This window comes from Candidatus Endomicrobium procryptotermitis, from assembly GCA_031279415.1.
Classification (GTDB): Bacteria; Elusimicrobiota; Endomicrobiia; order Endomicrobiales; family Endomicrobiaceae; genus Endomicrobium_B; species Endomicrobium_B procryptotermitis.
On record JAITIP010000004.1, the window covers coordinates 22077 to 42299 of the forward strand.

General features: G+C 37.5%; 18 protein-coding genes. 7 read left to right on the forward strand and 11 right to left on the reverse strand.

Features of this window, described 5'->3' with window-relative positions:
• Window positions 1-12 precede the first annotated feature (12 nt).
• The 5 genes from LBD46_00770 to LBD46_00790 all read right to left on the reverse strand — a co-directional run bounded on the left by LBD46_00770 (window position 13) and on the right by LBD46_00790 (window position 5077).
• Window positions 13-699, reverse strand: coding sequence for a hypothetical protein (locus LBD46_00770; protein MDR2425711.1), 687 nt, complete (start codon window positions 697-699; stop codon window positions 13-15).
• Between the two features lie 82 nt (window positions 700-781).
• On the reverse strand, window positions 782-1804 hold the full coding sequence (argC, locus tag LBD46_00775; protein MDR2425712.1) for an N-acetyl-gamma-glutamyl-phosphate reductase: 1023 nt from the start codon (window positions 1802-1804) through the stop codon (window positions 782-784).
• Window positions 1797-2516, reverse strand: coding sequence for a 16S rRNA (cytidine(1402)-2'-O)-methyltransferase (gene rsmI / locus LBD46_00780; protein MDR2425713.1), 720 nt, complete (start codon window positions 2514-2516; stop codon window positions 1797-1799). The genes argC and rsmI overlap by 8 nt, the downstream gene beginning before the upstream one ends.
• Before the next feature lie 71 nt (window positions 2517-2587).
• Window positions 2588-4174, reverse strand: a complete 1587-nt coding sequence (locus LBD46_00785; GenBank protein MDR2425714.1) for a DUF1957 domain-containing protein — start codon at window positions 4172-4174, stop codon at window positions 2588-2590.
• 240 nt (window positions 4175-4414) lie between these two features.
• Window positions 4415-5077 (reverse strand): DUF4912 domain-containing protein, encoded by a 663-nt coding sequence (locus LBD46_00790; GenBank protein MDR2425715.1) that lies wholly within the window; start codon window positions 5075-5077, stop codon window positions 4415-4417.
• Between the two features lie 127 nt (window positions 5078-5204).
• Here LBD46_00790 and dprA point away from each other — a divergent pair, with 127 nt between their 5' ends.
• From dprA to LBD46_00810, 4 genes are read left to right on the forward strand one after another with little or no spacing between them, the layout of a single operon-like run.
• Window positions 5205-6311, forward strand: coding sequence for a DNA-processing protein DprA (gene dprA, locus LBD46_00795; protein ID MDR2425716.1), 1107 nt, complete (start codon window positions 5205-5207; stop codon window positions 6309-6311).
• A 16-nt stretch (window positions 6312-6327) separates the two neighbouring features.
• Window positions 6328-8565 (forward strand): type I DNA topoisomerase, encoded by a 2238-nt coding sequence (gene topA / locus LBD46_00800; protein ID MDR2425717.1) that lies wholly within the window; start codon window positions 6328-6330, stop codon window positions 8563-8565.
• Window positions 8463-9425: a tyrosine-type recombinase/integrase gene (locus LBD46_00805; GenBank protein ID MDR2425718.1), complete on the forward strand. Its 963-nt coding sequence runs from the start codon at window positions 8463-8465 to the stop codon at window positions 9423-9425. The genes topA and LBD46_00805 overlap by 103 nt, the downstream gene beginning before the upstream one ends.
• A gap of 6 nt (window positions 9426-9431) precedes the next feature.
• Window positions 9432-10331, forward strand: a complete 900-nt coding sequence (locus tag LBD46_00810) for a hypothetical protein (GenBank protein ID MDR2425719.1) — start codon at window positions 9432-9434, stop codon at window positions 10329-10331.
• A gap of 92 nt (window positions 10332-10423) precedes the next feature.
• Here the strand turns inward: LBD46_00810 and LBD46_00815 are convergent, their stop codons facing one another.
• From LBD46_00815 to LBD46_00825, 3 genes are all read right to left on the reverse strand, one after another.
• Complete coding sequence (locus LBD46_00815; GenBank protein MDR2425720.1) at window positions 10424-11053, reverse strand: flavodoxin family protein; 630 nt, start codon at window positions 11051-11053, stop codon at window positions 10424-10426.
• Between the two features lie 150 nt (window positions 11054-11203).
• Window positions 11204-11587 (reverse strand): hypothetical protein, encoded by a 384-nt coding sequence (locus LBD46_00820; protein ID MDR2425721.1) that lies wholly within the window; start codon window positions 11585-11587, stop codon window positions 11204-11206.
• Between the two features lie 160 nt (window positions 11588-11747).
• Window positions 11748-13274: a YifB family Mg chelatase-like AAA ATPase gene (locus LBD46_00825; protein MDR2425722.1), complete on the reverse strand. Its 1527-nt coding sequence runs from the start codon at window positions 13272-13274 to the stop codon at window positions 11748-11750.
• Between the two features lie 95 nt (window positions 13275-13369).
• Between LBD46_00825 and LBD46_00830 the strand changes: the two genes are divergently transcribed.
• Window positions 13370-13948, forward strand: coding sequence for a hypothetical protein (locus LBD46_00830; GenBank protein ID MDR2425723.1), 579 nt, complete (start codon window positions 13370-13372; stop codon window positions 13946-13948).
• Window positions 13949-13997: 49 nt separating this feature from the next.
• Here LBD46_00830 and LBD46_00835 read toward each other — a convergent pair whose 3' ends face one another.
• The 3 genes from LBD46_00835 to LBD46_00845 form a co-directional block, all read right to left on the reverse strand.
• Window positions 13998-15860 carry a S8 family serine peptidase gene (locus tag LBD46_00835; GenBank protein ID MDR2425724.1) on the reverse strand — a complete coding sequence of 621 codons (1863 nt, stop codon included), beginning with the start codon at window positions 15858-15860 and terminating at the stop codon, window positions 13998-14000.
• 7 nt (window positions 15861-15867) lie between these two features.
• Complete coding sequence (locus tag LBD46_00840) at window positions 15868-16662, reverse strand: hypothetical protein (GenBank protein MDR2425725.1); 795 nt, start codon at window positions 16660-16662, stop codon at window positions 15868-15870.
• Window positions 16663-17321: 659 nt separating this feature from the next.
• Window positions 17322-18179: a methylenetetrahydrofolate reductase gene (locus LBD46_00845; GenBank protein ID MDR2425726.1), complete on the reverse strand. Its 858-nt coding sequence runs from the start codon at window positions 18177-18179 to the stop codon at window positions 17322-17324.
• A gap of 137 nt (window positions 18180-18316) precedes the next feature.
• Here LBD46_00845 and LBD46_00850 point away from each other — a divergent pair, with 137 nt between their 5' ends.
• Complete coding sequence (locus tag LBD46_00850) at window positions 18317-19183, forward strand: DNA adenine methylase (protein ID MDR2425727.1); 867 nt, start codon at window positions 18317-18319, stop codon at window positions 19181-19183.
• The gene (locus tag LBD46_00855; GenBank protein MDR2425728.1) at window positions 19180-20076 is read left to right on the forward strand and encodes a HaeIII family restriction endonuclease; all 897 of its coding nucleotides are present in this window, start codon (window positions 19180-19182) and stop codon (window positions 20074-20076) included. Before LBD46_00850 ends, LBD46_00855 begins: the two co-directional genes overlap by 4 nt.
• The last annotated feature ends 147 nt before the right edge of the window (window positions 20077-20223 follow it).

A 20223-nucleotide genomic window follows, 5' to 3' on the forward strand; every position in this document is an offset into this window, starting at 1 on the left:
TATTGCTCCTTTTTATTTTAATCCAAAAAAATGGAGTATTTTTTCTTTATAACTTAGCACAGTTTGTTTTACTACGTTGAATACTTTTCTTTCCGCGGCAATTCTTTCGGCTTCGGCGGCTTTCTCGGCTGCAAGTCTTGCAGCTTCTGCTGCGGCTTTTGCTTCTGCTGCGGCTTTTGCTTCGGCGGCCAATTTCGCCACTTCGGCCTCAGCCGCTTCTTTTGCTTTTCTTTCGGCATCAGCGGCAGCTTGCTTTTTAGCCGCGGCGGCGGACTTTCTCTTAGCATCGGCCGCTTTTACCTGTTCAATAAGTTTTTGTTTTGCCGAAGCGATTAGTTCATCGACTTTTGCGCCTTTATATGTCGTTTCTTTCGAGGCTTCAAACCATTTTATCGATTTCTCATAATCGCGTTTAATTTTATCGTTTCCATTATAATAAAGATTTCCGAGAGTATACTGTGCCCTGCCATAACCGTTTTCGGCGGATTTGTTGAGCCATTTTAAAGCGTTTTCCGTATCTTTTTTATAGGTATAAACCATGCTGAGCTCATATTGCGCACCCCTGTCACCTCTTTCGGCATCGGCTTTCAAATCGGCAACGTCTTCTGGCGAGTTAGGATTTACCGCTTTTTTTTGTGCAAAAGTAAAACTTGAAAACAACAAACAAAGAATAATTGCAGTGAAAAAATTTTTTTTCATTTTTTTTCCTTTTATTTTTTTAACTTGTCTTTTGTCTTTGCTAAACTTCCAAGATTGCTGCCTTCTAATCTTCTGCTGTTAGTTACACCAACCCTTCTGTTTCTGATAAATTGAACATTATATTCATGTTCTGCACCGCTTGTCCGCTTGCGCCTTTAACAAGGTTGTCTATTACGGAAATTATTATAAGAGTGCCGGTTCTTTCATCGATTTTTAACGATATTTCGCAGAGATTTGTATTTTCTACATCTTTTATGCCTGGCATTTTACCTTCATCAAAAATTTTAACAAAAGGCTTTCCTTCATAAAATTTTTTGTATGCGCCAATGATCTCTGTAGTTTTAGTATCTTTTTTAAGTCTTACATAAATCGTCGAAAGCATTCCTCTTTCTACGGGAATAATATGCGGAGTGAAAATAAGCGTTATGTTTTCTCCGGACAACTTTGCAAGTTCCTGCTCTATTTCAGGTATATGCCTGTGGCTTCCAGCTATTTTATAAGCTCTAAAATTTGGATGTTCATTTGCAAAATATTCCTGCGAAGCTTTTCTCCCTGCTCCAGAAATTCCGCTTTTAGCATCGACAATCATTCCTTTTAAATCAACAAAACCGTTTTTTACCGCAGGCGCACAACCTAAAAGAATGCTGGTAGGGTAACATCCGGGATTGGCGACGATGGACGCATTTTTTATACGAGCTTCATTCAGCTCCGACAGTCCATAAACAGCTTTTGCAATATAATCTTTTGCCGTATGAGCCACTTTATACCATTTTTCATAAACCACAGCATCGTTTATCCTGAAATCCGCAGACAAATCTATGACTTTGATTCCCGCATCCGCAAGTTTAGGCACAATTTCAAAAGCTACGGCATGAGGCAATGCAAGAAATACCACATCGCTGCCATCTTTAATTTTATTTATATCTAAAGCTTCGACTTTCAAATTTAGACCTGCAAAATGCGGATAAACATCTTTTAAATCTCTCGCTGCAGAAGAATTCCTACCATAAAGACCGCATATGCTAGCATGTGGATGCTTTGAAAGGATTTTTAAAAGTTCTTCTCCTGTATAACCCGTTATCCCTACAATTGAAACTCTAATCATATTTCTTCTCCGCTTTGAATTCTTTATTATTTGAATTTTCCGGATAAATCAGTACGGTAAATTCACCCCGCAGACTTTGTCTGTTTTTTATGTTTTCGAACACTTCTTTAATACTTCCTCTTATAAACTCTTCAAACTTTTTTGTCAGCTCCCTTGCAAGACACATATCGGCTTTTTCACCAAAAAGTTCAAGACAGTTCTCAACGGTTTTCAAAATTCTGTGAGGAGATTCGTAAAAAACTATAGTTTTGCCAAGCGAAGAACACAGCGCAAGTTCCTTTTTTATCTTACCTGCCTTTCTTTTTAAAAACCCGCAAAAAACGAATCCATCTGAAGGCAGACCGGAGCCTACCAAAGCTGTTATCACGGCACTTGCTCCGGGCAGAACTTCGATTTTTATATTTTTGTCTAATGCTTCTTTTATGAGCATATAACCCGGGTCAGAAACTGCAGGTGTTCCGCCATCAGAAACAAGAGCTACGTTTTTCCCGTTGATAAGCTTATCCGCAATTTGTGGCAGGCGGCAATGCTGATTATAGGAATAAAAACTTATAAGTGGTTTTGATATTTCAAAATGCGTAAGAAGTTTCAAACTCTGTCTGGTATCTTCACAGGCAATTAAATCACATTCTTTAAGAACTCTTAAAGCTCTTAATGTTATATCTTCAAGATTTCCTATAGGTGTTGGAACTATATACAGAGTACCGCTCATAATTATTAAAAACCGGCAATCCATCTTTAAAAAAATGGATTTGCTTATTATATTAAAATTCTCTCTTGCCGCTACTTATATATCCTACGGTAATTTATGTGCGGGAAAATATTGTTTTTGTTTTCTAGATCGTTAAGATAAAATTCGTCAATCGAATTGCCAGTTATCTGCCCATAAAGATTTGTGAAATTCACGATATGATCTCTGGTGCGTTTTTGCGCATATTCAACCATCGTTCCAGTGGTCATGATAAAAGCCCAGTCCGAAGATTGAGCAAGAAGAAGTTCCCTTGCCGACTGATTTAAAGCCCTTTCAAGAACATCTGAAGCATTCGGAAATCTTTCTGTAAGTTCGACCATTCTTTCCGCGGCTTTATGTAGATGTCTGTAAATATAATCGTTGGATTCATTCAGCCAGACCTCATAATAGCCTTTGTCACCCCAAGACGAAGCAGCAGGCGTAAGAATCTGGTTAACCGGAAACTTTTCTAAATATTCAATCGGAGTAATCGGTTTTATTATATTTTGATCATAATGCATTTTTCTGAAAAGAAAATTTATAAAGTCAGGACCTTCAAACCACCAATGGCCGAAAAGTTCTGCATCATACATTGAAGTGACAAGCGGCGGCCTTCCCAAAATTTCCGCAAGATATTCAGCCTGTTTTATTCTATTAAAAAGAAAATTTCCGGCATGTTCTGCCGCCTTATTTTTTGCCTGTTGCGGATTATAAGGCTGCTTGTCGCTGAGCGAAACTTTGCCGGTAATTCTGTGATATTTTATGCCTATATTTCTTCTTATTCCATCTGAATGTAGATAAGGTTTTATGTATTCATATTCCAAATCGTAACCCAAATCCCTGTAAAATTCTCTGTAATCCGGATCTCCTGGATAACCGGATTCGGCGCTCCATACCTGATGAGCTGTTTCCATATCTCTTGAAAACGCCGCTACGCCGCTCGGACAATAAGCAGGAGCAAAAACTCCGAATTTTGGACGCGGCGTTCCGTAAAGTATTCCGTGAGCTTCAAGAAAAAAGAATTTTATGTCTTCTTCTTTCAAAATTTTGTCTATTCCAGGATAGTAAGCACATTCGGCGAGCCAAATTCCACGCGGAACGCGGCCGAAATGCCTTGCATAATCGTCAACAGCAACTCTTATCTGCGCCCTTTGAGCTTTTTCATTATCCATAAGCGGAATAAAACCATGCGTCGCACAGCAAGTTATGATTTCTATCTTTCCCATATCCTGCATATTTTTAAAACCCGTCAGAATATTGCCGTTATATTTTTCCCAAAGCCTTCTGCATTCTTTAAAATGTGCGTCATACATCAGCGCCACAGGATGAAATTCTGGCAAAGCTTTTGTGCGATGCAATTCTTTTTCTGCAAACTCTATATGTTTATTTAACCTTTCATAATATCTGGACTGAAGCAAAGAATCCGCAAGCATGTTGGCAAGAGGAGGAGTGATTGTCATTGTAAGACGGAAGTCAATGCCATCCTCGACAAGCTTTTCAAAAACCGACAATAAAGGGAGATAAGTTTCCGAAACGGCTTCGTAAAACCAGTCTTCTTCTAAAAAATCGGGATATTCCGGATGTCTGACATATGGAAGGTGAGCATGCAACTGTAAGCACCAATATCCTCTAGGATCCATCACATACCCCCCCCGTATCGCAATCTATTTGGTTTTTTTACACATTTTAAACGTAATATGATTTTTCATTGTCCCAGATGAAGATATTGCTTCTATAGGGCAGCCTTGCTATCCATCAGGAAGATAAAATCTTAAAGAAAACAAACCGTCGACAGCAAGAGGTACATTTTTCCCTGAACAATAAGAGAAGCATCGGGTTACACAGCTCCATAAATATCATCTCTCGCTATCGGTTTTAAGTTAGAAGTTTTTTTCTTTTACATCCACGGTTTTTACAAAAGGGAACTCTCCACTTTTAAAAGAAGAACTGGCTCCTTCAGGCATTCCGCTTGCGGAAAGTTTCGTAAGTTCTTCCCAGCGTTCTCTCATAAGTTTTACTAAATCATATGAACTTTGTCCGATATGTCTCGCTCCGGAAATTTTGAGAAGTCTTTCAAATTCAACATGTAAAAGCGCCCACTGTTCATCAGTAACGCTTGAAATACCATGTCTTGGCATAGCTGTCGAATTTGTTCTCGCAACGGTGATAAATTCACCGTTTTTAAGAATATACCCTACATCTGCACACCATGAACAGTTAAACTCTCCGACGTTTACATACCAACTCAAAGCATTTGGATTAACTGAAATATCAAACGATTTATTAGCATTTCTCCCGTCAAAGTTTACATTAGTGACATCATATACTCTTATTGTAAGGTTGGAAGGATCGAAGTTTTGTCCGTATTTATTTTTGATTTCTTCTATTGTATTAGCACTGATTTCCCAATAAATATATATCCATATCGCATCCCTAGGAAGCATAACCGCCTTCGTGTCTCCGTAATTGGAAGGAAGTCCCGATTTATTTACCCTGCTGCTTTTGTCTATGCCTTGTATTTTAGAGCTTAAATTTTCGCTCATGGTATATTTCTCCAATCTTTTATATTTACTAATAATGCTGAAATTTCGTATTGATTTTATATTTTTTAATAGTTTAAGTCAATTCTTTTTTTTGACAAATTTTTTAAAATTTAGTTACAATTAGTTCATGAATGAAGAAAATCTGTCAATTCTAAAATTATTTTTGGCGGCAGATATAGGAACTGTTCGCCTTTTTAAACTCTTAGAAAAATTTGGCAAAGCAGAAAACGTTTTTAAAGCAAAAAAAGACGATATTATCAACATTGCCGGCATAGGCGAAAAGACTGCGGAGTCGATTATTGAAATAAAAAATTCCGGAAGAGCCGAAAAAGAGCTTGCAATGGCAAGAAGCAATAACATTGATATGGTAATATTTACCGAAGAAAATTATCCCGAACCGCTGAAACATTATGCGGATATGCCTTTAATATTATATGTTAAAGGCGATATTATCAATAAAGATTATGTTTCGCTTTCCATAGTAGGTTCAAGAAAGGTTACAAATTATGGCAGAACAGTAACAGCAGATTTTGCTGGTTATTTTGCCAGAAAAGGCATTACCATAGTTTCAGGACTTGCAAGGGGAATCGATACTTGCGCGCATATGGCGGCAATTCAAAACAAAGGAAGAACCATAGCCGTTTTAGGTAATGGACTTATGGTAAATTATCCGCCAGAAAATATGATTTTGCAGGCTAAAATACCAGAAAATGGAGCCGTTATAAGCGAATATCCACTTACAAAACAGCCCGACAAAAGTACTTTTCCAAGAAGAAATAGAATAGTGGCAGCTTTTTCAAAAGCAACGCTTGTAGTAGAAGCGGGCATGCAGAGCGGGGCTCTTATCACGGCAAGATGTTGCGCAGAGTATGGCAAAGACGTTTTTGCAGTACCCGGCAGCATTTACTGCGATTTTTCTAAAGGAACACATATGCTGATAAAAGAGGGCGCCGCATTAGTTTTAAGCCCCGAAGATATGTCTGAGCAAACGACTTATTTCAACATAATATCTGAAGAATGCGCGGAACGTCGTCCAGAATTTTCCGATATGCTCAATGAAGCCGAACAGACGGTTTTGGATTTAATATCAAAAAACGACGCAGGGCTACATATGGATGAAATTTCACAGAATCTGAGTATTGAAATTTCAAACGTAGCACCCATAATTTTAAAACTTGAAATTAACGGTTTGATAAAATCAATGCCGGGACAGTTATACGTTAAAATAAGATAAAAAGGATTATCAAAAAATGACAAAGTATCTTGTTATAGTCGAATCTCCAGCTAAAGAAAAAACCATATCAAAAATATTGGGCAGAGATTTTATTGTGAAAAGTTCTTATGGGCATATAAGAGATTTGCCGAAAAGTAAATTCGGCATAGACATAGAACGCGATTTTGAACCCACATATACCAATATGGCAAAAGCAAAAAAGATTATCGCAGACTTAAAGAAGAGTGCTGAAAATTCGGATAAAATTTATCTTGCAACCGATTTCGACAGAGAAGGTGAAGCCATTGCATGGCATTTAAAAGAAGCTTTGGGTTTGAAAGATTCAAAAACTGCCAGAATAACTTTTCACGAAATCACTCCAGAAGCTATAAAAGAATCACTAAAAAAGCCAAGAATCATCGACATGGGACTTGTGGACAGCCAGCAGGCGAGAAGAATACTCGACAGGCTTGTAGGTTATAAACTTTCCCCTCTTTTATGGAAAAAAATAAAAATCGGACTTTCCGCGGGAAGAGTTCAGTCCGTGGCAGTTATGATTATTTGCGACAGAGAAGAAGAAATCAAAAATTTTGTCCCTATAGAATATTGGAGTATTGAAGCCGAACTTGCAAAAAAAGAAAAAGACTTATCGGCTTTTAAGGCTTCTCTCATCTCGAAAAACGGCATAAAATTCGAAAAGTTTTCAATAAAAGACAAAACTCAGTCTGATGACATTTTAAAAGAGCTTGAAGGTGCTGTGTATGTTGTACAAACCACGGAGACAAAACAGCGCAGACGTTGCCCATACGCTCCTTATATGACTTCAACCATGCAACAGGATGCTTCGAGAAGGCTCGGCTTTTCCGCTTCGAAAACTATGATGATAGCACAGAAATTGTATGAAGGCATCAACGTTGGAGATTCTTCTTCTTCGGGTTTGATAACCTATATGAGAACCGATTCTCTAAACGTAGCAAAAAGTGTTCAACAGCAGACGCTTAAATTTCTGGCTGAACAATATGGAGCAGATTTCGTTCCACAAACTCCAAGATTTTACAAAACGAAATCAAAAGGAGCACAGGAAGCTCACGAAGCGATAAGACCGACTTCTCCGCACAAAATTCCACAATCGATAAAACAATATTTGTCTAATGACGAGTTCAAACTTTACGACTTGATATGGAAAAGATTTGCCGCCAGCCAAATGGCCGACGCCGTTTATAATACGGTAAGTGCAGATATATCGGCAAAAGATTATATTTTTAGAGCGTCAGGCAGCACTCTTATTTTTGAGGGTTTTTTGAAAGTTTACAATATAGATGATACGGAAAAAGACGCGAAACTTCCGCAGTTAAACGATGGTGAAATTTTGGATTTAAAAGCGCTTATTCCGCAACAGCATTTCACGGAACCGCCACCGCGCTACAATGAAGCCAGTCTGATAAAAGCGCTGGAAGAACACGGAATAGGAAGGCCTTCGACATATGCGCCGACAATTAAAACTATTTTAGACAGATTATATGTGCGTTTTGAAGGCAAAAAGTTTGTGCCAACGAATTTAGGCATAGTCGTAAATAATGTGTTGAAAAAACATTTTGGAAACATAGTAAACGTCGAATTTACTGCTGAAGTCGAAGAAAAATTTGATGCTATAGCATCCGACAAAACTCAATGGCGCAACGTAATAAGAGATTTTTACAAACCGTTTGAAATGGATTTGGTACAGGCGGAAAAAAATCTTGAAAGGCAAAAAATCGAGCCTCAAAAATCCGATGAAATATGTCCGAACTGTGGCAAACCTATGGTTATAAGAGACTCTAAAAACGGACAGTTTTTAGGCTGTTCCGGTTATCCTGAATGTAAAACTGCGATGCCGCTTGGGAAAGACGGAAAAACCGCTGCAGAACCCGAAGAAACAGATATGACATGCGACAAATGTGGAAGCATTTTGATTAAGAAAACGGGCTTCAGAGGAAAATCGTATTTGACATGCAAAAATCGGGAATGCAAATCTATATACTATATAGACAAAAACGGGAATAAAATTTTAAAGCCCGAACCGGAAAAAACCGATATTAAATGCGAAAAGTGCGGTTCAATAATGCTTAAGAGAGTAGGAAAAAGAGGACCGTTTCTTACGTGTTCGGCGTTCCCAAAGTGCAGGAACTTACAATGGATAAAACAAGAAAAACCTGTGAAAACAGCCAAGAAGAAAATGAAAAAAGTTATGAAAACGGCGACAAAAACTTCGGCTGGCAAAAGCAAGAGCATATAATTTCGTTCAAAAAGTATCTCAAAGCGGAAAGAAATTTTTCGGCACATACTTTAAGAGCTTATATAACAGACATTTTGGATTTTGCATCTTATTGTCGGGATAAATCGCTGGAATTTGCTCAAACGGACAAATATTCAATGCGCGAATATCTTGGGCTGCTTAATCAAAAAAAATTGAGCAAAGCCACTCTCATGAGGAAATTTGCTGTATTGCGCACCTTTTACAAATTTTTGATAATAAACAATGCTATAGAAAAAAATCCTCTTGAAGATATGTCCGGACCAAAAAAAGAGAAGAAAGTTCCTGAATTTCTTACCGAAGAAGAAATGCACAGCCTTTTTAGTTTGCCCGGCATGAAACTGCGCGACAAAACGATGATAGAAATGCTCTATTCATGCGGACTGAGAATTGAAGAGCTTATGAGCCTTGACATAAAAAACATAGATTTTTTCGGTAATACCGTAACTGTGCGCGGAAAAGGCAACAAAGAAAGAGTTGTTCCTGCTGGGGACAAATGTCTTGCCAGTATGTCGGATTATATTAAAGAGCGGCAGGCTTTGGGACTTGCTTGCGGCATACATTCCCCTGCTTTTCTCGGATACGGAGGAAAAAGACTTGGACAAAGAAGTGCAAGAAGAGCGCTTCACAGATGGTTTATGTTCGCGGGACTTAAAAAAAAAGTAAGTCCTCATACTTTAAGACATACTTTTGCGACGCATATTTTAGACAGAGGCTGCGACCTGCGCAGCGTTCAGAAAATGCTGGGACACAAAAATCTTTCGACAACGCAGGTTTATACGCATGTAACAATAGAAAGTTTAAGAAAGGTTTACGAAAAATCTCATCCGCGAGCAAAATAAATTCAAATGAAAGACAAAGATAATGTAATGCTTTTGATGGAAGAAACGGGCTGCGATCAGGGAGAAGCAGAACTCGCGCTGATACTTTCTGATAACGATTTGGAGAAATCAATAACAAAAATCAGTATTCTTCTTAAATTCATTACCGCTTTTAAAATCAAATTAATCTTCCCTCAGGATAATATTTATGGGCTTATGCACGTTGCCGTAAACATGAAAAACGCTGAAATTCTTCGTTTCAGTATGGTCGTTTCATATAATCCATCAGTTTACGAAAATTCGGCTTCGATGGATTGGTTTTCTTTTGAAAAAGCGATTTTTTCATGCCGTCTCGACGCCGGCGCGATGGAAGATTATACCCAAAGAGTAGAAGAAAAACTAAAAAATCACATAGCCAAAGAATTAAAACAAGTTCCCGTAATTTCAAAAGATGAAATTTCAAAAATCATATCTTTATTTTTTAATCCTATAATAGTCAAAATTGAAATTATAAGCGAGGAGTTAAACCTATCACAATTTAAAAAGCTGCCAGATTACAATAAAATACAAAATGAAACCTCTTTTACAGGCTATGATTTGGGATTTGTACGGCTCGATGTTGAAATACTAAAAGATTTAAACGGCAAACCCGCAGAAAAGCTGTCCAAAGGTGACGTTGTTTTGTCAATGATAACCGATGAAAGAGACATAGCGCATTATCTTGCGCACCTAATCGGAGGAAGAAAAGACGGAAACATGATTCCTCTTCCTGCAACGATAAAAAAAATTACGGTAAAAAATGAAGATTTTGAAATATATTTGAGTTATGCACCTTCAATAACAGGCGTAGCGAAAATAAACGGTAAAACGCTTCTGAAAGTCCTTACAAAAAATCGTTCTCTTTGGAGAAGAATAATACCGTGGTAAGCGCATTTGTAAAAAAATCTAAAAGCTGAGTAACAGTGGAAGTGTCAGAAGCTTAGATTCAGAAGTTTTTTGCATTTTTAACTTATCGTCCGTTAGGAACGGATAAAGTTTGTGCGCTCGCGTTTAGGTTCAGGTGGTGGGATTTTTATTCCAGCTTTTTTACCGGCTTCAAAACATTTTAACATCCATGCCATATTTCTTCCCAAAACGCGCATTACCTGCATTCCTTCCAAATCTTTTAAAACGTCTGACGGCGCATTACCGTGCACCATGTTCCAATATTGAGAAGAAACAACTGGCATTGAAGATATGGCAAAATATTTATTAAGCTGGTCTAAAGTTGCAGTAGTTCCAGCGCGTCTTGCACAAACTATAGAAGCACCTGGCTTATACGCAAACGCTCCGGAAGAAGCGTAAAACATTCTGTCTAAAAAAGAACTTATCGTTCCCGAAGCCGAAGCATAATGCACTGGAGAACCAATGATAAGCCCGTCAATTTCATCAGCCTTTTTAAGAACTTCATTTACACCGTCATTAAAAATGCAACGTCTTGAACCGTCTAAACATTTTCCGCATGCCGTACAGCCCTGCACTGCTTTATTTCCTATATGAAAAATTTCGGTTTCTATTGCTTCTACATTTAAAGTTTTGGCAATTTCGGCAAGAGCAGTGTATGTGCAGCCCTTTTCTCTGGGACTTCCGTTAATAAGCAGTACCTTCATTTTATCCCCCCGGATAAGTCTTTGCAGACGTCAAATTAAAGCGACAAAACACAGTTAGCTCACGCCGAAAACCTGCGCTTGTCGACTACAATCTTCAAAGGCAGGCATGCTTTAGAATCGCCTCTGTCTGTCTTTATAACATGTCAGCCGCTAGGCCTTTTCTTTGGCTTTAATTTTTTTCCATATGATTTCTATGTCTTTTGTAGTTTTTACTTTATAATTTCCGAACACATGAGGGTGCCTGCGTATTAGTTTTTTGTTGAGTGTGCTTATCACACTTGCAATGTCAAACTGTTTGTTTTCTTTTCCTATCTGCGCATGAAAAACCACCTGAAGTAAAACGTCGCCTATTTCTTCTTCAAGATTTTTCATATCTTTTTTCTTTACGGCATTTTTCAATTCTTTTGATTCTTCAATAAAATATTTAACTAAAGATTCGTGCGTCTGTTGCCTGTCCCACAAACAGCCTGTCGGAGAACGCAGTTTTTCCATAATATTTACAAGCTTTTCAAACTCTTTCAGATACTTTTTCATGTTTTATCCTTTTAATGCACTATGGGTTTTGAAAATATGTTCATTATCAAAACTCCGATAAGTATAAACACGATTCCTATCAAAGATGGCAAAAGAAAATAAAACAAAACGCCGTAAAAAATAAAAAAGCTAGTTTTTCGTTTTCCCTCTTTAAGATTTTTCAGTAACTCCTGTCAAAAGAACGATACTGTACAGCTTCGGCTATATGCGCAGTTTTAATGTTCGGACTTTCTTCCAAATCGGCAATTGTTCTGGCGACTTTTAAAATTCTGTCATACGCTCTTGCCGACAAGCCCAGTTTTTCTATGGCATTTTTTAAAATATTTTTGGTTCCACCATCAAGAATACAGTGTTTTTTTATCTCTTTTACACCCATCTGTGAATTCGAATGTATTTTTGTATTCTTAAATCTTTCAAACTGTATTTTTCTTGCTTTACAGACGCGCTCTTTTATTTTTGCGGAACTCTCTGAAGCAATCGACGGCTCGGTAAGTTCCGAAACTTTTAAAGACGGAACTTCAATATGAATGTCTATTCTGTCCATCAAAGGACCAGAAATTTTATTTTTATATTTTTGTATCTGATAGGGATTGCAAATACATTGTTTTTCTTTATGTCCGAGATTTCCGCACGGGCATGGATTCATTGCAGCAACAAGCATAAAGGACGCGGGAAAAATTATGCTATTTTTTGCGCGCGATACCGTCACGCATTTATCTTCCAAAGGCTGTCTTAAAACTTCCAGAGCGTCCCTTCTGAATTCTGCAAATTCATCTAAAAATAAAATTCCGTTATGCGCAAGGCTTACTTCGCCGGGTTTTGGATAACTTCCTCCGCCCGCAAGAGCTACGGCGGAAACAGTATGATGAGGGCTTCGGAAAGTTCTCCGTTTTATAAGTCCTCCACAAAAAGAGTGACCCGAAGCCGACCATATTTTTGTCGTTTCGATGGATTCCTCAAAAGACATCGGCGGCAAAATGCCGGGTATTCTTTTTGCTATCATAGTTTTTCCAGAACCCGGAGGTCCGGACATTATCATATTATGGCTTCCTGCTGCGGCAATTTCCGCAGCTCTCTTTGCCGCAAACTGTCCCTTTATATCGGAAAAGTCGTATTCCCAAAAAATGCAATCTTCTTCATTCGGATTTGTTTCGCATTTAAATGGATTCGTTTTCAGTTCTCCGTTTAAAAATTTTACAGTCTCTAAAAGAGTTTTAAAAGGATAGACATTTACGGCTGCCGCAACGGCGGCTTCTTCCCTATTTTCGAAAGGAACTATAAAATTTTCTATTTTATGTTTTTTTAAGCTTAAAGAAATCGGCAGGATTCCACTTACACTTCTTATTTTTCCATCAAGAGCGAGCTCTCCTGCTGCACAGAATTTAAGAAGATTTTCTTTTTTGATTTTTCCGATCGAAGCCAGAATGCCAAGTGCTATGGGAAGGTCAAAAGCTCCACCTTCTTTTTTTATGTCGGCAGGCGCAAGATTTACGGTAATTTTTTTAGCGGGAAAATCAAAACCGGAATTTTTTAGCGCGGCAACTACTCTGTCTCTGGACTCTTTTACGGCAGCATCCGGCAATCCGACAATCGAAAAAAACGGCATGCCAGAAGAAATGTAAATTTCAGCTTCGACAATATTTGCGTCTATGCCATTTATTGCAGCCGAATATATAAACGAAATCATTTTTTCCCACTTGTATTTTAATATTATATATTATATAACAATTTCATAACATTTTGCCTGAAAATTTGGGCAAAAAGTGCTAAAGGAGGATTATGATGAAAAAATTATTGACTCTGTTTTGTTTTATGTGCTTATTGTCTGCGACGGTTTTTGCTAAAATAAACGACGATCAAGAATTTATAATAAAAGCCGGCATTCAGCCCCAGTCATCAGCGGCTCTGGGAGGCGAAAGTTATGACACAAATATCGGCATCAGCGCAGGCTTTGAATATTTTAAATATTTCGGCAGCATTGCCGCAGTGGGAATGGGTGCGGTTTACGATTTACCAAGAAACTTTAAAGATGATAATCTTAGCGGAAATATAAGTTTTGTGCCGATGTATGTTGGAGTTAAAGTGCGCACGCCTCTTGAAGGTCTCAACAACAATTTTGCTTTTTTGTCCGGAAGGCTCGGGTACGGAGCCTTTATATATAACGATATAGACATGATAAAATCTTCTTCAGGAGGAATTTATTACGCCGTAGGCTTAGGTGTAAGCATAAGCTATCTTGTTCTTGAAGCGGTATACGGGGTAAGCAATTACAGCTATAAAACAGGACAAGGGGTAACAAGTAAAAATTATGACGACAAGTATTCCACAATTTCGGTTTATATAGGATTTAAATTCGAATAGTTAAACGCGATATTTTAAAAAGCAGAAGATTTCATGTCTTCTGCTTTTTTTATTTTTGTATGGCTATTTTTTGAACTTTCTTTTTAGCTGACGGAATGTCTATGGTTAAAAAATAAATTCCAGGAGCTATTTGCATACCGGATTGATTTTTAAGATTCCACTCTATTGTCATTCGCCCGTTTTTAGATTTTAAATCTTCCACATTGAAAGATTTGACAAATTCCCCAGTTACGGTGTAAACGTTTAAGTTTATCAATGAGGTATTGTACGGAAGATTCGTAATATTTATGCGTCCGTTTTTACTTATGCTTACGGGGTTTGGATAACAAACAATATTTCCTACAGCATCGGTATTTCCACTCGGTATGTCAACCATGTCAAGAACCAGTTTGCCCCTGCCATAAATATTGTCCGGAGACGAAGCTATCTGTCTATAATAAGAAAGAACTTTTTCTTTCAACTGTCCCGCGCTCAATGTTCTGTCAAGAGAAAGCAATAAAGCGGCGGATGCCGCAATATGTGGAGTTGCGGCGGAAGTACCGTCAAACCCGCGTGTTCCATATGTATATGTAGTGACGCGTGTTGGAGCTACAATATCTGGTTTTTGTGCAGGAGGTAAATTTGAGGAGGCCATTGTCGGTCCCCAAGAACTGTAACTTTCTATAGGTCCATTGCTCCAGTTATTTATACCTACCGCTCCAACCGATAAAACTTCTCTTGAATCCGCTGGAGATGAAAGGCTCGATTCCGACCTTTTATCTGACGCGTTTATATATTTTCCGTCAAAATATAATCTTATATATAAATCTTCTTGGACGTTTTCTTTTTTTATTTTAACTCTGACTTTTCTGGAGTTACCAGTATTATTGTAAACATTGACGCTTGGTTCGTCGCCATTATTCCATTTGGAAGAATCCAAAAGCGTCGTTCCTGTATTATTATACATATATAAAGTATATTTTTTATCTTTTGCCGCAAAATCATCCCACATCATACGAACATATTTACCTGCGTCAACGGAAAGTTCAAGATAATCCCTGCCATTTGGAAAAATCATAAAATTTTCCGAATTTCCATTGAATTTCCCAAACCATGACTTTTCGGCTTCGTTTCCCGCGGCAAAAATAGGCAAAATGCCGTTATCATAAGCTTCCGTTGCAATTGCCGCAATGCCTCCTGTTCCATCACACCAAAAATCGTACGAAAAACCTATTGAAGCGCTTACTATTTTTATGCCTTGCGATCTGCAATAATCAAAGGCAAGCTGAAATGACGGAACATCGTACATTTTTAATAAATATATCTGTGATCCAGGAACAAAATCATAAATAATTTCCGCGCAGGCTGTGCCATGAGGCTCGGTTTCATAATTGGAATAAACAGGCGGTTCGCCTGGAGAGGAGAAATTTTTTGTTATAAGATTTTTCGGAAGTTCCCCGATGGACTGTAAATCCTCATAGCCCTTAAACCCAATATCTATTATGGCTATTTTTATACCTGAGCCGTCTATATTATTATATGTGTAAACCGAAGCGTTTACTGCATCGCGGCCTTCGGAAACAATTTCAAGAGCTTTTGCTTTTTTATTCAAACCTATATATTTAACGCCCTTTATTTGGTCTAACTGCTCTATGACATTTACTGGAATTTTCGCACTTAAAAAATTTCTTGACTTAATATATTCTATTGCTCTTGATTTAAAAAAGAAAGTGTCAATTTTATCGGAATTATTGTCTTCGGGGTAAAAAAGAACGTCGATTTTTTCATCTGATGCGGATTTTGTTCTGGAATCGGTTTTTATGCGCGACGCTTCTTTAAAAAGACTTTGGCTTATATGAGGAACACCCTGTGCAAAGAGGATATTCGAAAATAAAAATATTAAAAGAAGAATAAAAGTAAATTTAATTTTCATATTTCACCTAAAAATATATCTGTAAAGATAACATGCTCGTGTTTCCCAGCTCTCCGAAAGGCAGCCATGCGTAATCTACTGAAAAAAAACCGTATTCTACGCCGAATCCCACAGAAAGATTTTTATCGTACCATTCCCCTAAAGAATTGTTGTCATTATTTAAAGGCAGGCTATAACCCAATCTGGCAAAAAACATTTTATTATAATTGAATTCACAGGCGCCTTTTAACCACATTGTTTCATCGGAAAAAGCTCTGAGTTCAAATCCGTACATAAACATGGAGCCTATGTCTTGCGGAGCATCGACAATAGAAATATGTGCACTAGCGGGCATTTTATAGCCGTCAATATCAACCCCTGCATTGTCTATTCCACCGCAGACATACCATGTTTTATCTGGCATGTATATGCCCGAAGCGCTTAATGCTATTGCTTCCATTATACTGCCGTCTATTGTCTCCCATACGTACTTAAAACCTACTCCAACGTATATTTCACTTGTAATTATTGTACCATACGATGCTGCGATAAACGCGTCATTTGCGCCAAAAGTGCCGTCTTTAATATAATCTCCCGAAGAATCTTCGAGATAAGAATCCATTTTACCGTAATCAAAACCGCCATAAGCGATATTTATGCCGTGATATCTGCTTTTGAAAGGTATCGTAATATTTAATGAATTGAAAGAAGTATCCTGAAAATACGCGCTGTAAGAAGCCGAAAGCGACACATTGTCAAAAAAAGGTATCATCGCGGGATTTGAACCAGCGGAAGACACGTTGAAAGCACTCATTGATGCCATTGCGGCTTGGGAAGCGTTAAGCGGTATTTTTAAAAAATTAAAAAGAGTCGTCCCTGCAGTGCCAGCAGCATATAAATTGTTTAACGCAAAGAAGATGCAAAAACTACAGAGAAATACTTTCTTTAATCTTGGTGTCAACATTTGGAATATCAAACATAATTTTTTATAATAAATCAAGAGTTTTTCAAGTGTATTTTGCCGCCAGTTTTATTATTTGCACAAGCATTATTTGTTCATATGTCGATTTTGTCATAACCTTCAATGTTTTATATAGATACGGAATTATCCCTTGACATATTGTTGAGCATTAGTACCATCTGCCAGCCATCAACCCACTTAAAATGTTGATGACATAACAATTAACAACTTTTAGAGACACTCAATCACCGTTTAGTCATTGCCGTCATTACCAGGATGACTGACAGCAGCTACAAAGCAATCCAAAAAGCTAACAGAAACGACATTCTTATTCATATATTGCTTCGGCGATAAAACCGACTCGCAATGACGACTAAACCTGTGTCATAAATGAAGTGAATCAATTACAAAATATAATTAATATTTCAGTAACAATGCTGCCTTGATATGACAGAGCAAGATATCAAGGAATAATTCCGAAAGTTTTTTATAAATTTGACGGCAGGCTGCGTTTCCCGTTTCTATAATGAACTTTTTATTATTTGCGGTATATGTTCTTCCATACCTATTGCCATTATATGCACGCCATCGGCAAAAGAGCGCAGTTCTTTTATAGTTTCTGCGCATATACGTATACCTTCTTCAAGCGGGTCGGAAGCATTATTTATTCTGTTACGAACGTTTTGCGGTATGTTTACTCCCGGCAGTTGCTGCAAAAAGTTCATAAATTTTGGCGACTTGATAAGCATGATTCCCGGCAGTGTTTTTACACCGAAATGTTTGATTTTATCATGAAACTCGCCGTAACTTTTTGCGTCAAATATCGTTTGAGTTTGAAAAAATTCTGCGCCGGATTTAATCTTTTTTTCATACATAAGAATTTGAAGTTCGCTCGGTTCGGCTAAAGGATTTACCGCTGCTCCCAGACAAAACGTCGGACTTCCTGAAAGTTTTTTACCGGCAAGGTCGGTTCCTGTTTCAAGAAGCCTTGCGGCTTTTATCAGCTGCACTGTATCCAAATCGTAAACCGCTTTTGCGCTAGTATATTCGCCGGTATTCGGATGGTCGCCGCTGATAATAAGTATGTTTTCTATGCCTAAAATATCAGCGCTTAGCAATTCGGATTGTAAAGCTATTCTATTTTTATCTCTGCACGCAAGCTGCATAATCGGTTCAATTCCCATATCAAGTAAAATTTTACTCATTGCAAGCGAACCCGCCCGCATTGAAGCGCGCTGGTTGTCCGTAACGTTTACGGCATCAATACCGACAAGGCACGATGCTCTTTTTAAAAAGGCCGAAATGTCAGTGCCTTTTGGCGGATAAAGTTCTGCAGTTATAATAAATTTGCTGGATTTTAATTTTTCTTTGAATTTCATATTTTTATCCTTTTAACAATTTGCAATATTTAACATATATATTACAAAGTTTTCAGCATAATAATAAAGTTTTTAAAAAAAATGGTAAAATAATAAAATTATTTCTTAAGTATTAATCTATAACTTTCGAGGGAAATATGGTAAGCAGCAGATTTAATATGGTCAATAGCTTTGATAAATTAGTGAAGAATATCGAAAAAAAACCTAAAAAGTCCAAAAAATCTGAAAAAGAAATATTAGTGAAATCTCCCCTTCGTTACCCAGGTGGAAAAAGCCGGGCAGTACCGCAAATAATCGATGAATATATCCCAAAAGGTTTACCTGCGCTTTGCTCGCCTTTTATTGGCGGCGGTTCTATTGAATTAGCATTAGCGAGCCGGGGAACTAGAGTATATGGTTATGATGCTTTTGAGCCTTTGGTTCGTTTTTGGCAGGTGCTTTTAAAGGATGCTCCTCATTTAGCAGAAGTTGTACGTAAATATAAAATAATGACACCAGCCATGTTTTACAATTTACAAAAAACTTTCTTTAACTTAAAAGATCGTGTAGAGATAGCAGCTGCATTCTTCGCATTAAATCGTTCTTCTTTTAGCGGAACGACTTTATCGGGTGGTATGTCGCCGGGACACCCCCGTTTTACCCCGAGCATTATTGAACAGTTAGAAAAATTTTCAATTAAAAATCTTACTGTAAATTTAATGGATTTCAAAAAAAGCATTCCAAAACATGCTAATGATTTTCTGTATTGCGATCCTCCTTATCTAACAGAACAAAAGCTATATGGTAATAGAGGTGACCAACACGTAGGTTTTGACCATAAGGGACTTGCTGAGCTATTAATTTCTCGTGACGGCTGGATTTTATCGTATAATAACTGCGAACAAATAAGGAATATGTACAAAGGACATCGAATCATTACGACTAAATGGACTTATGGCATGGGCAATTCTAAAAAATCAAATGAAGTGTTAATATTGAGCAAAGATTTTAAGAAGGCTGTATGAACAATACATCTCATGGCAAAGCATTTGAATACGCTTTAGCGGCTGCGTTTAGTCAGATTACTAAAGTAAATATTTTAGAAAACCAAGCTTTAGAAACTGCAAAAAAATGCTATGAATTATTAGATTTATCTCATAGAAATTTATTACAAAAATCTTCAGATGAAGCAGCTTTATTTTTGTCTGCTCACGATACTAAAATTCAAAAAGCCCGCTCTATCATGCTTCAAAATGATGCCATAGGAATACAAGGAGATGTGAGAGACATTGTCATTGAAGTTCCTATAAGTCAGCAAGTGGGAATTTCTGCAAAGCATAATCATAATGCTGTAAAGCATTCCAGATTATCCGATAAAATAGACTTTGGTAAAGAATGGGCAGATTATCCTTGCAGCGAAAAGTATTTCAAAGCTGTTAATCCTATTTTTTCACAATTGCGTGAAATGAAAGCTCAAAAAATGTTTTTCAAGGAAATACAGGGTAAAGAAGGAAGAATTTATTTACCTGTACTCATTGCCTTTGAAGATGAGCTAAAACGTTTATGTGAAAATTTTAGAAGCATTTTTGTTGAAAGATTCTTCAGGTATTTGTTAGGTCGTCATGATTTTTACAAAGTCATTCTAAACAATAAAGATAAATCAAAAGAAGTTGTTATTCAATCGGTAAACATCGGTGGCACACTTGATTATGGTAAAAAGTGGAAAATACCAAATCGTATACATTCAATAAATAGGAAACGATACTCTTCCAGCACTATTGAAGTAATATTTGACGGCGGATGGAATATTTCTTTTAGGCTTCACAATGCTAGCAGTAAAGTTGAGCCTTCATTAAAGTTTGATATTCAATTTATCGGTCTTCCTAATTCCGTTTCTTCACATCAAATTAAAATTTAAGATACTAGAGACTGTTCACTCTAATGGTCTAGATATTCCACTATGGCAAGTTGCCATGTAACTGCGCAAGGCAGACTTCATCACGCAGCTTCACGGCAGTGGAAATTCCACGGGAATGATTAAAAATTTGAGATTTACGCTGAAAAC

What these genes read in the sequence shown, in the direction of transcription:
- LBD46_00770 (MDR2425711.1), bottom strand. Translation starts at nt 699, where the DNA reads ATGAAAAAAAATTTTTTCACTGCAATTATTCTTTGTTTGTTGTTTTCA.
- argC (MDR2425712.1), bottom strand. Translation starts at nt 1,804, where the DNA reads ATGATTAGAGTTTCAATTGTAGGGATAACGGGTTATACAGGAGAAGAA.
- rsmI (MDR2425713.1), bottom strand. Translation starts at nt 2,516, where the DNA reads ATGAGCGGTACTCTGTATATAGTTCCAACACCTATAGGAAATCTTGAA.
- LBD46_00785 (MDR2425714.1), bottom strand. Translation starts at nt 4,174, where the DNA reads ATGGATCCTAGAGGATATTGGTGCTTACAGTTGCATGCTCACCTTCCA.
- LBD46_00790 (MDR2425715.1), bottom strand. Translation starts at nt 5,077, where the DNA reads ATGAGCGAAAATTTAAGCTCTAAAATACAAGGCATAGACAAAAGCAGC.
- dprA (MDR2425716.1), top strand. Translation starts at nt 5,205, where the DNA reads ATGAATGAAGAAAATCTGTCAATTCTAAAATTATTTTTGGCGGCAGAT.
- topA (MDR2425717.1), top strand. Translation starts at nt 6,328, where the DNA reads ATGACAAAGTATCTTGTTATAGTCGAATCTCCAGCTAAAGAAAAAACC.
- LBD46_00805 (MDR2425718.1), top strand. Translation starts at nt 8,463, where the DNA reads ATGGATAAAACAAGAAAAACCTGTGAAAACAGCCAAGAAGAAAATGAA.
- LBD46_00810 (MDR2425719.1), top strand. Translation starts at nt 9,432, where the DNA reads ATGAAAGACAAAGATAATGTAATGCTTTTGATGGAAGAAACGGGCTGC.
- LBD46_00815 (MDR2425720.1), bottom strand. Translation starts at nt 11,053, where the DNA reads ATGAAGGTACTGCTTATTAACGGAAGTCCCAGAGAAAAGGGCTGCACA.
- LBD46_00820 (MDR2425721.1), bottom strand. Translation starts at nt 11,587, where the DNA reads ATGAAAAAGTATCTGAAAGAGTTTGAAAAGCTTGTAAATATTATGGAA.
- LBD46_00825 (MDR2425722.1), bottom strand. Translation starts at nt 13,274, where the DNA reads ATGATTTCGTTTATATATTCGGCTGCAATAAATGGCATAGACGCAAAT.
- LBD46_00830 (MDR2425723.1), top strand. Translation starts at nt 13,370, where the DNA reads ATGAAAAAATTATTGACTCTGTTTTGTTTTATGTGCTTATTGTCTGCG.
- LBD46_00835 (MDR2425724.1), bottom strand. Translation starts at nt 15,860, where the DNA reads ATGAAAATTAAATTTACTTTTATTCTTCTTTTAATATTTTTATTTTCG.
- LBD46_00840 (MDR2425725.1), bottom strand. Translation starts at nt 16,662, where the DNA reads ATGGCATCAATGAGTGCTTTCAACGTGTCTTCCGCTGGTTCAAATCCC.
- LBD46_00845 (MDR2425726.1), bottom strand. Translation starts at nt 18,179, where the DNA reads ATGAAATTCAAAGAAAAATTAAAATCCAGCAAATTTATTATAACTGCA.
- LBD46_00850 (MDR2425727.1), top strand. Translation starts at nt 18,317, where the DNA reads ATGGTAAGCAGCAGATTTAATATGGTCAATAGCTTTGATAAATTAGTG.
- LBD46_00855 (MDR2425728.1), top strand. Translation starts at nt 19,180, where the DNA reads ATGAACAATACATCTCATGGCAAAGCATTTGAATACGCTTTAGCGGCT.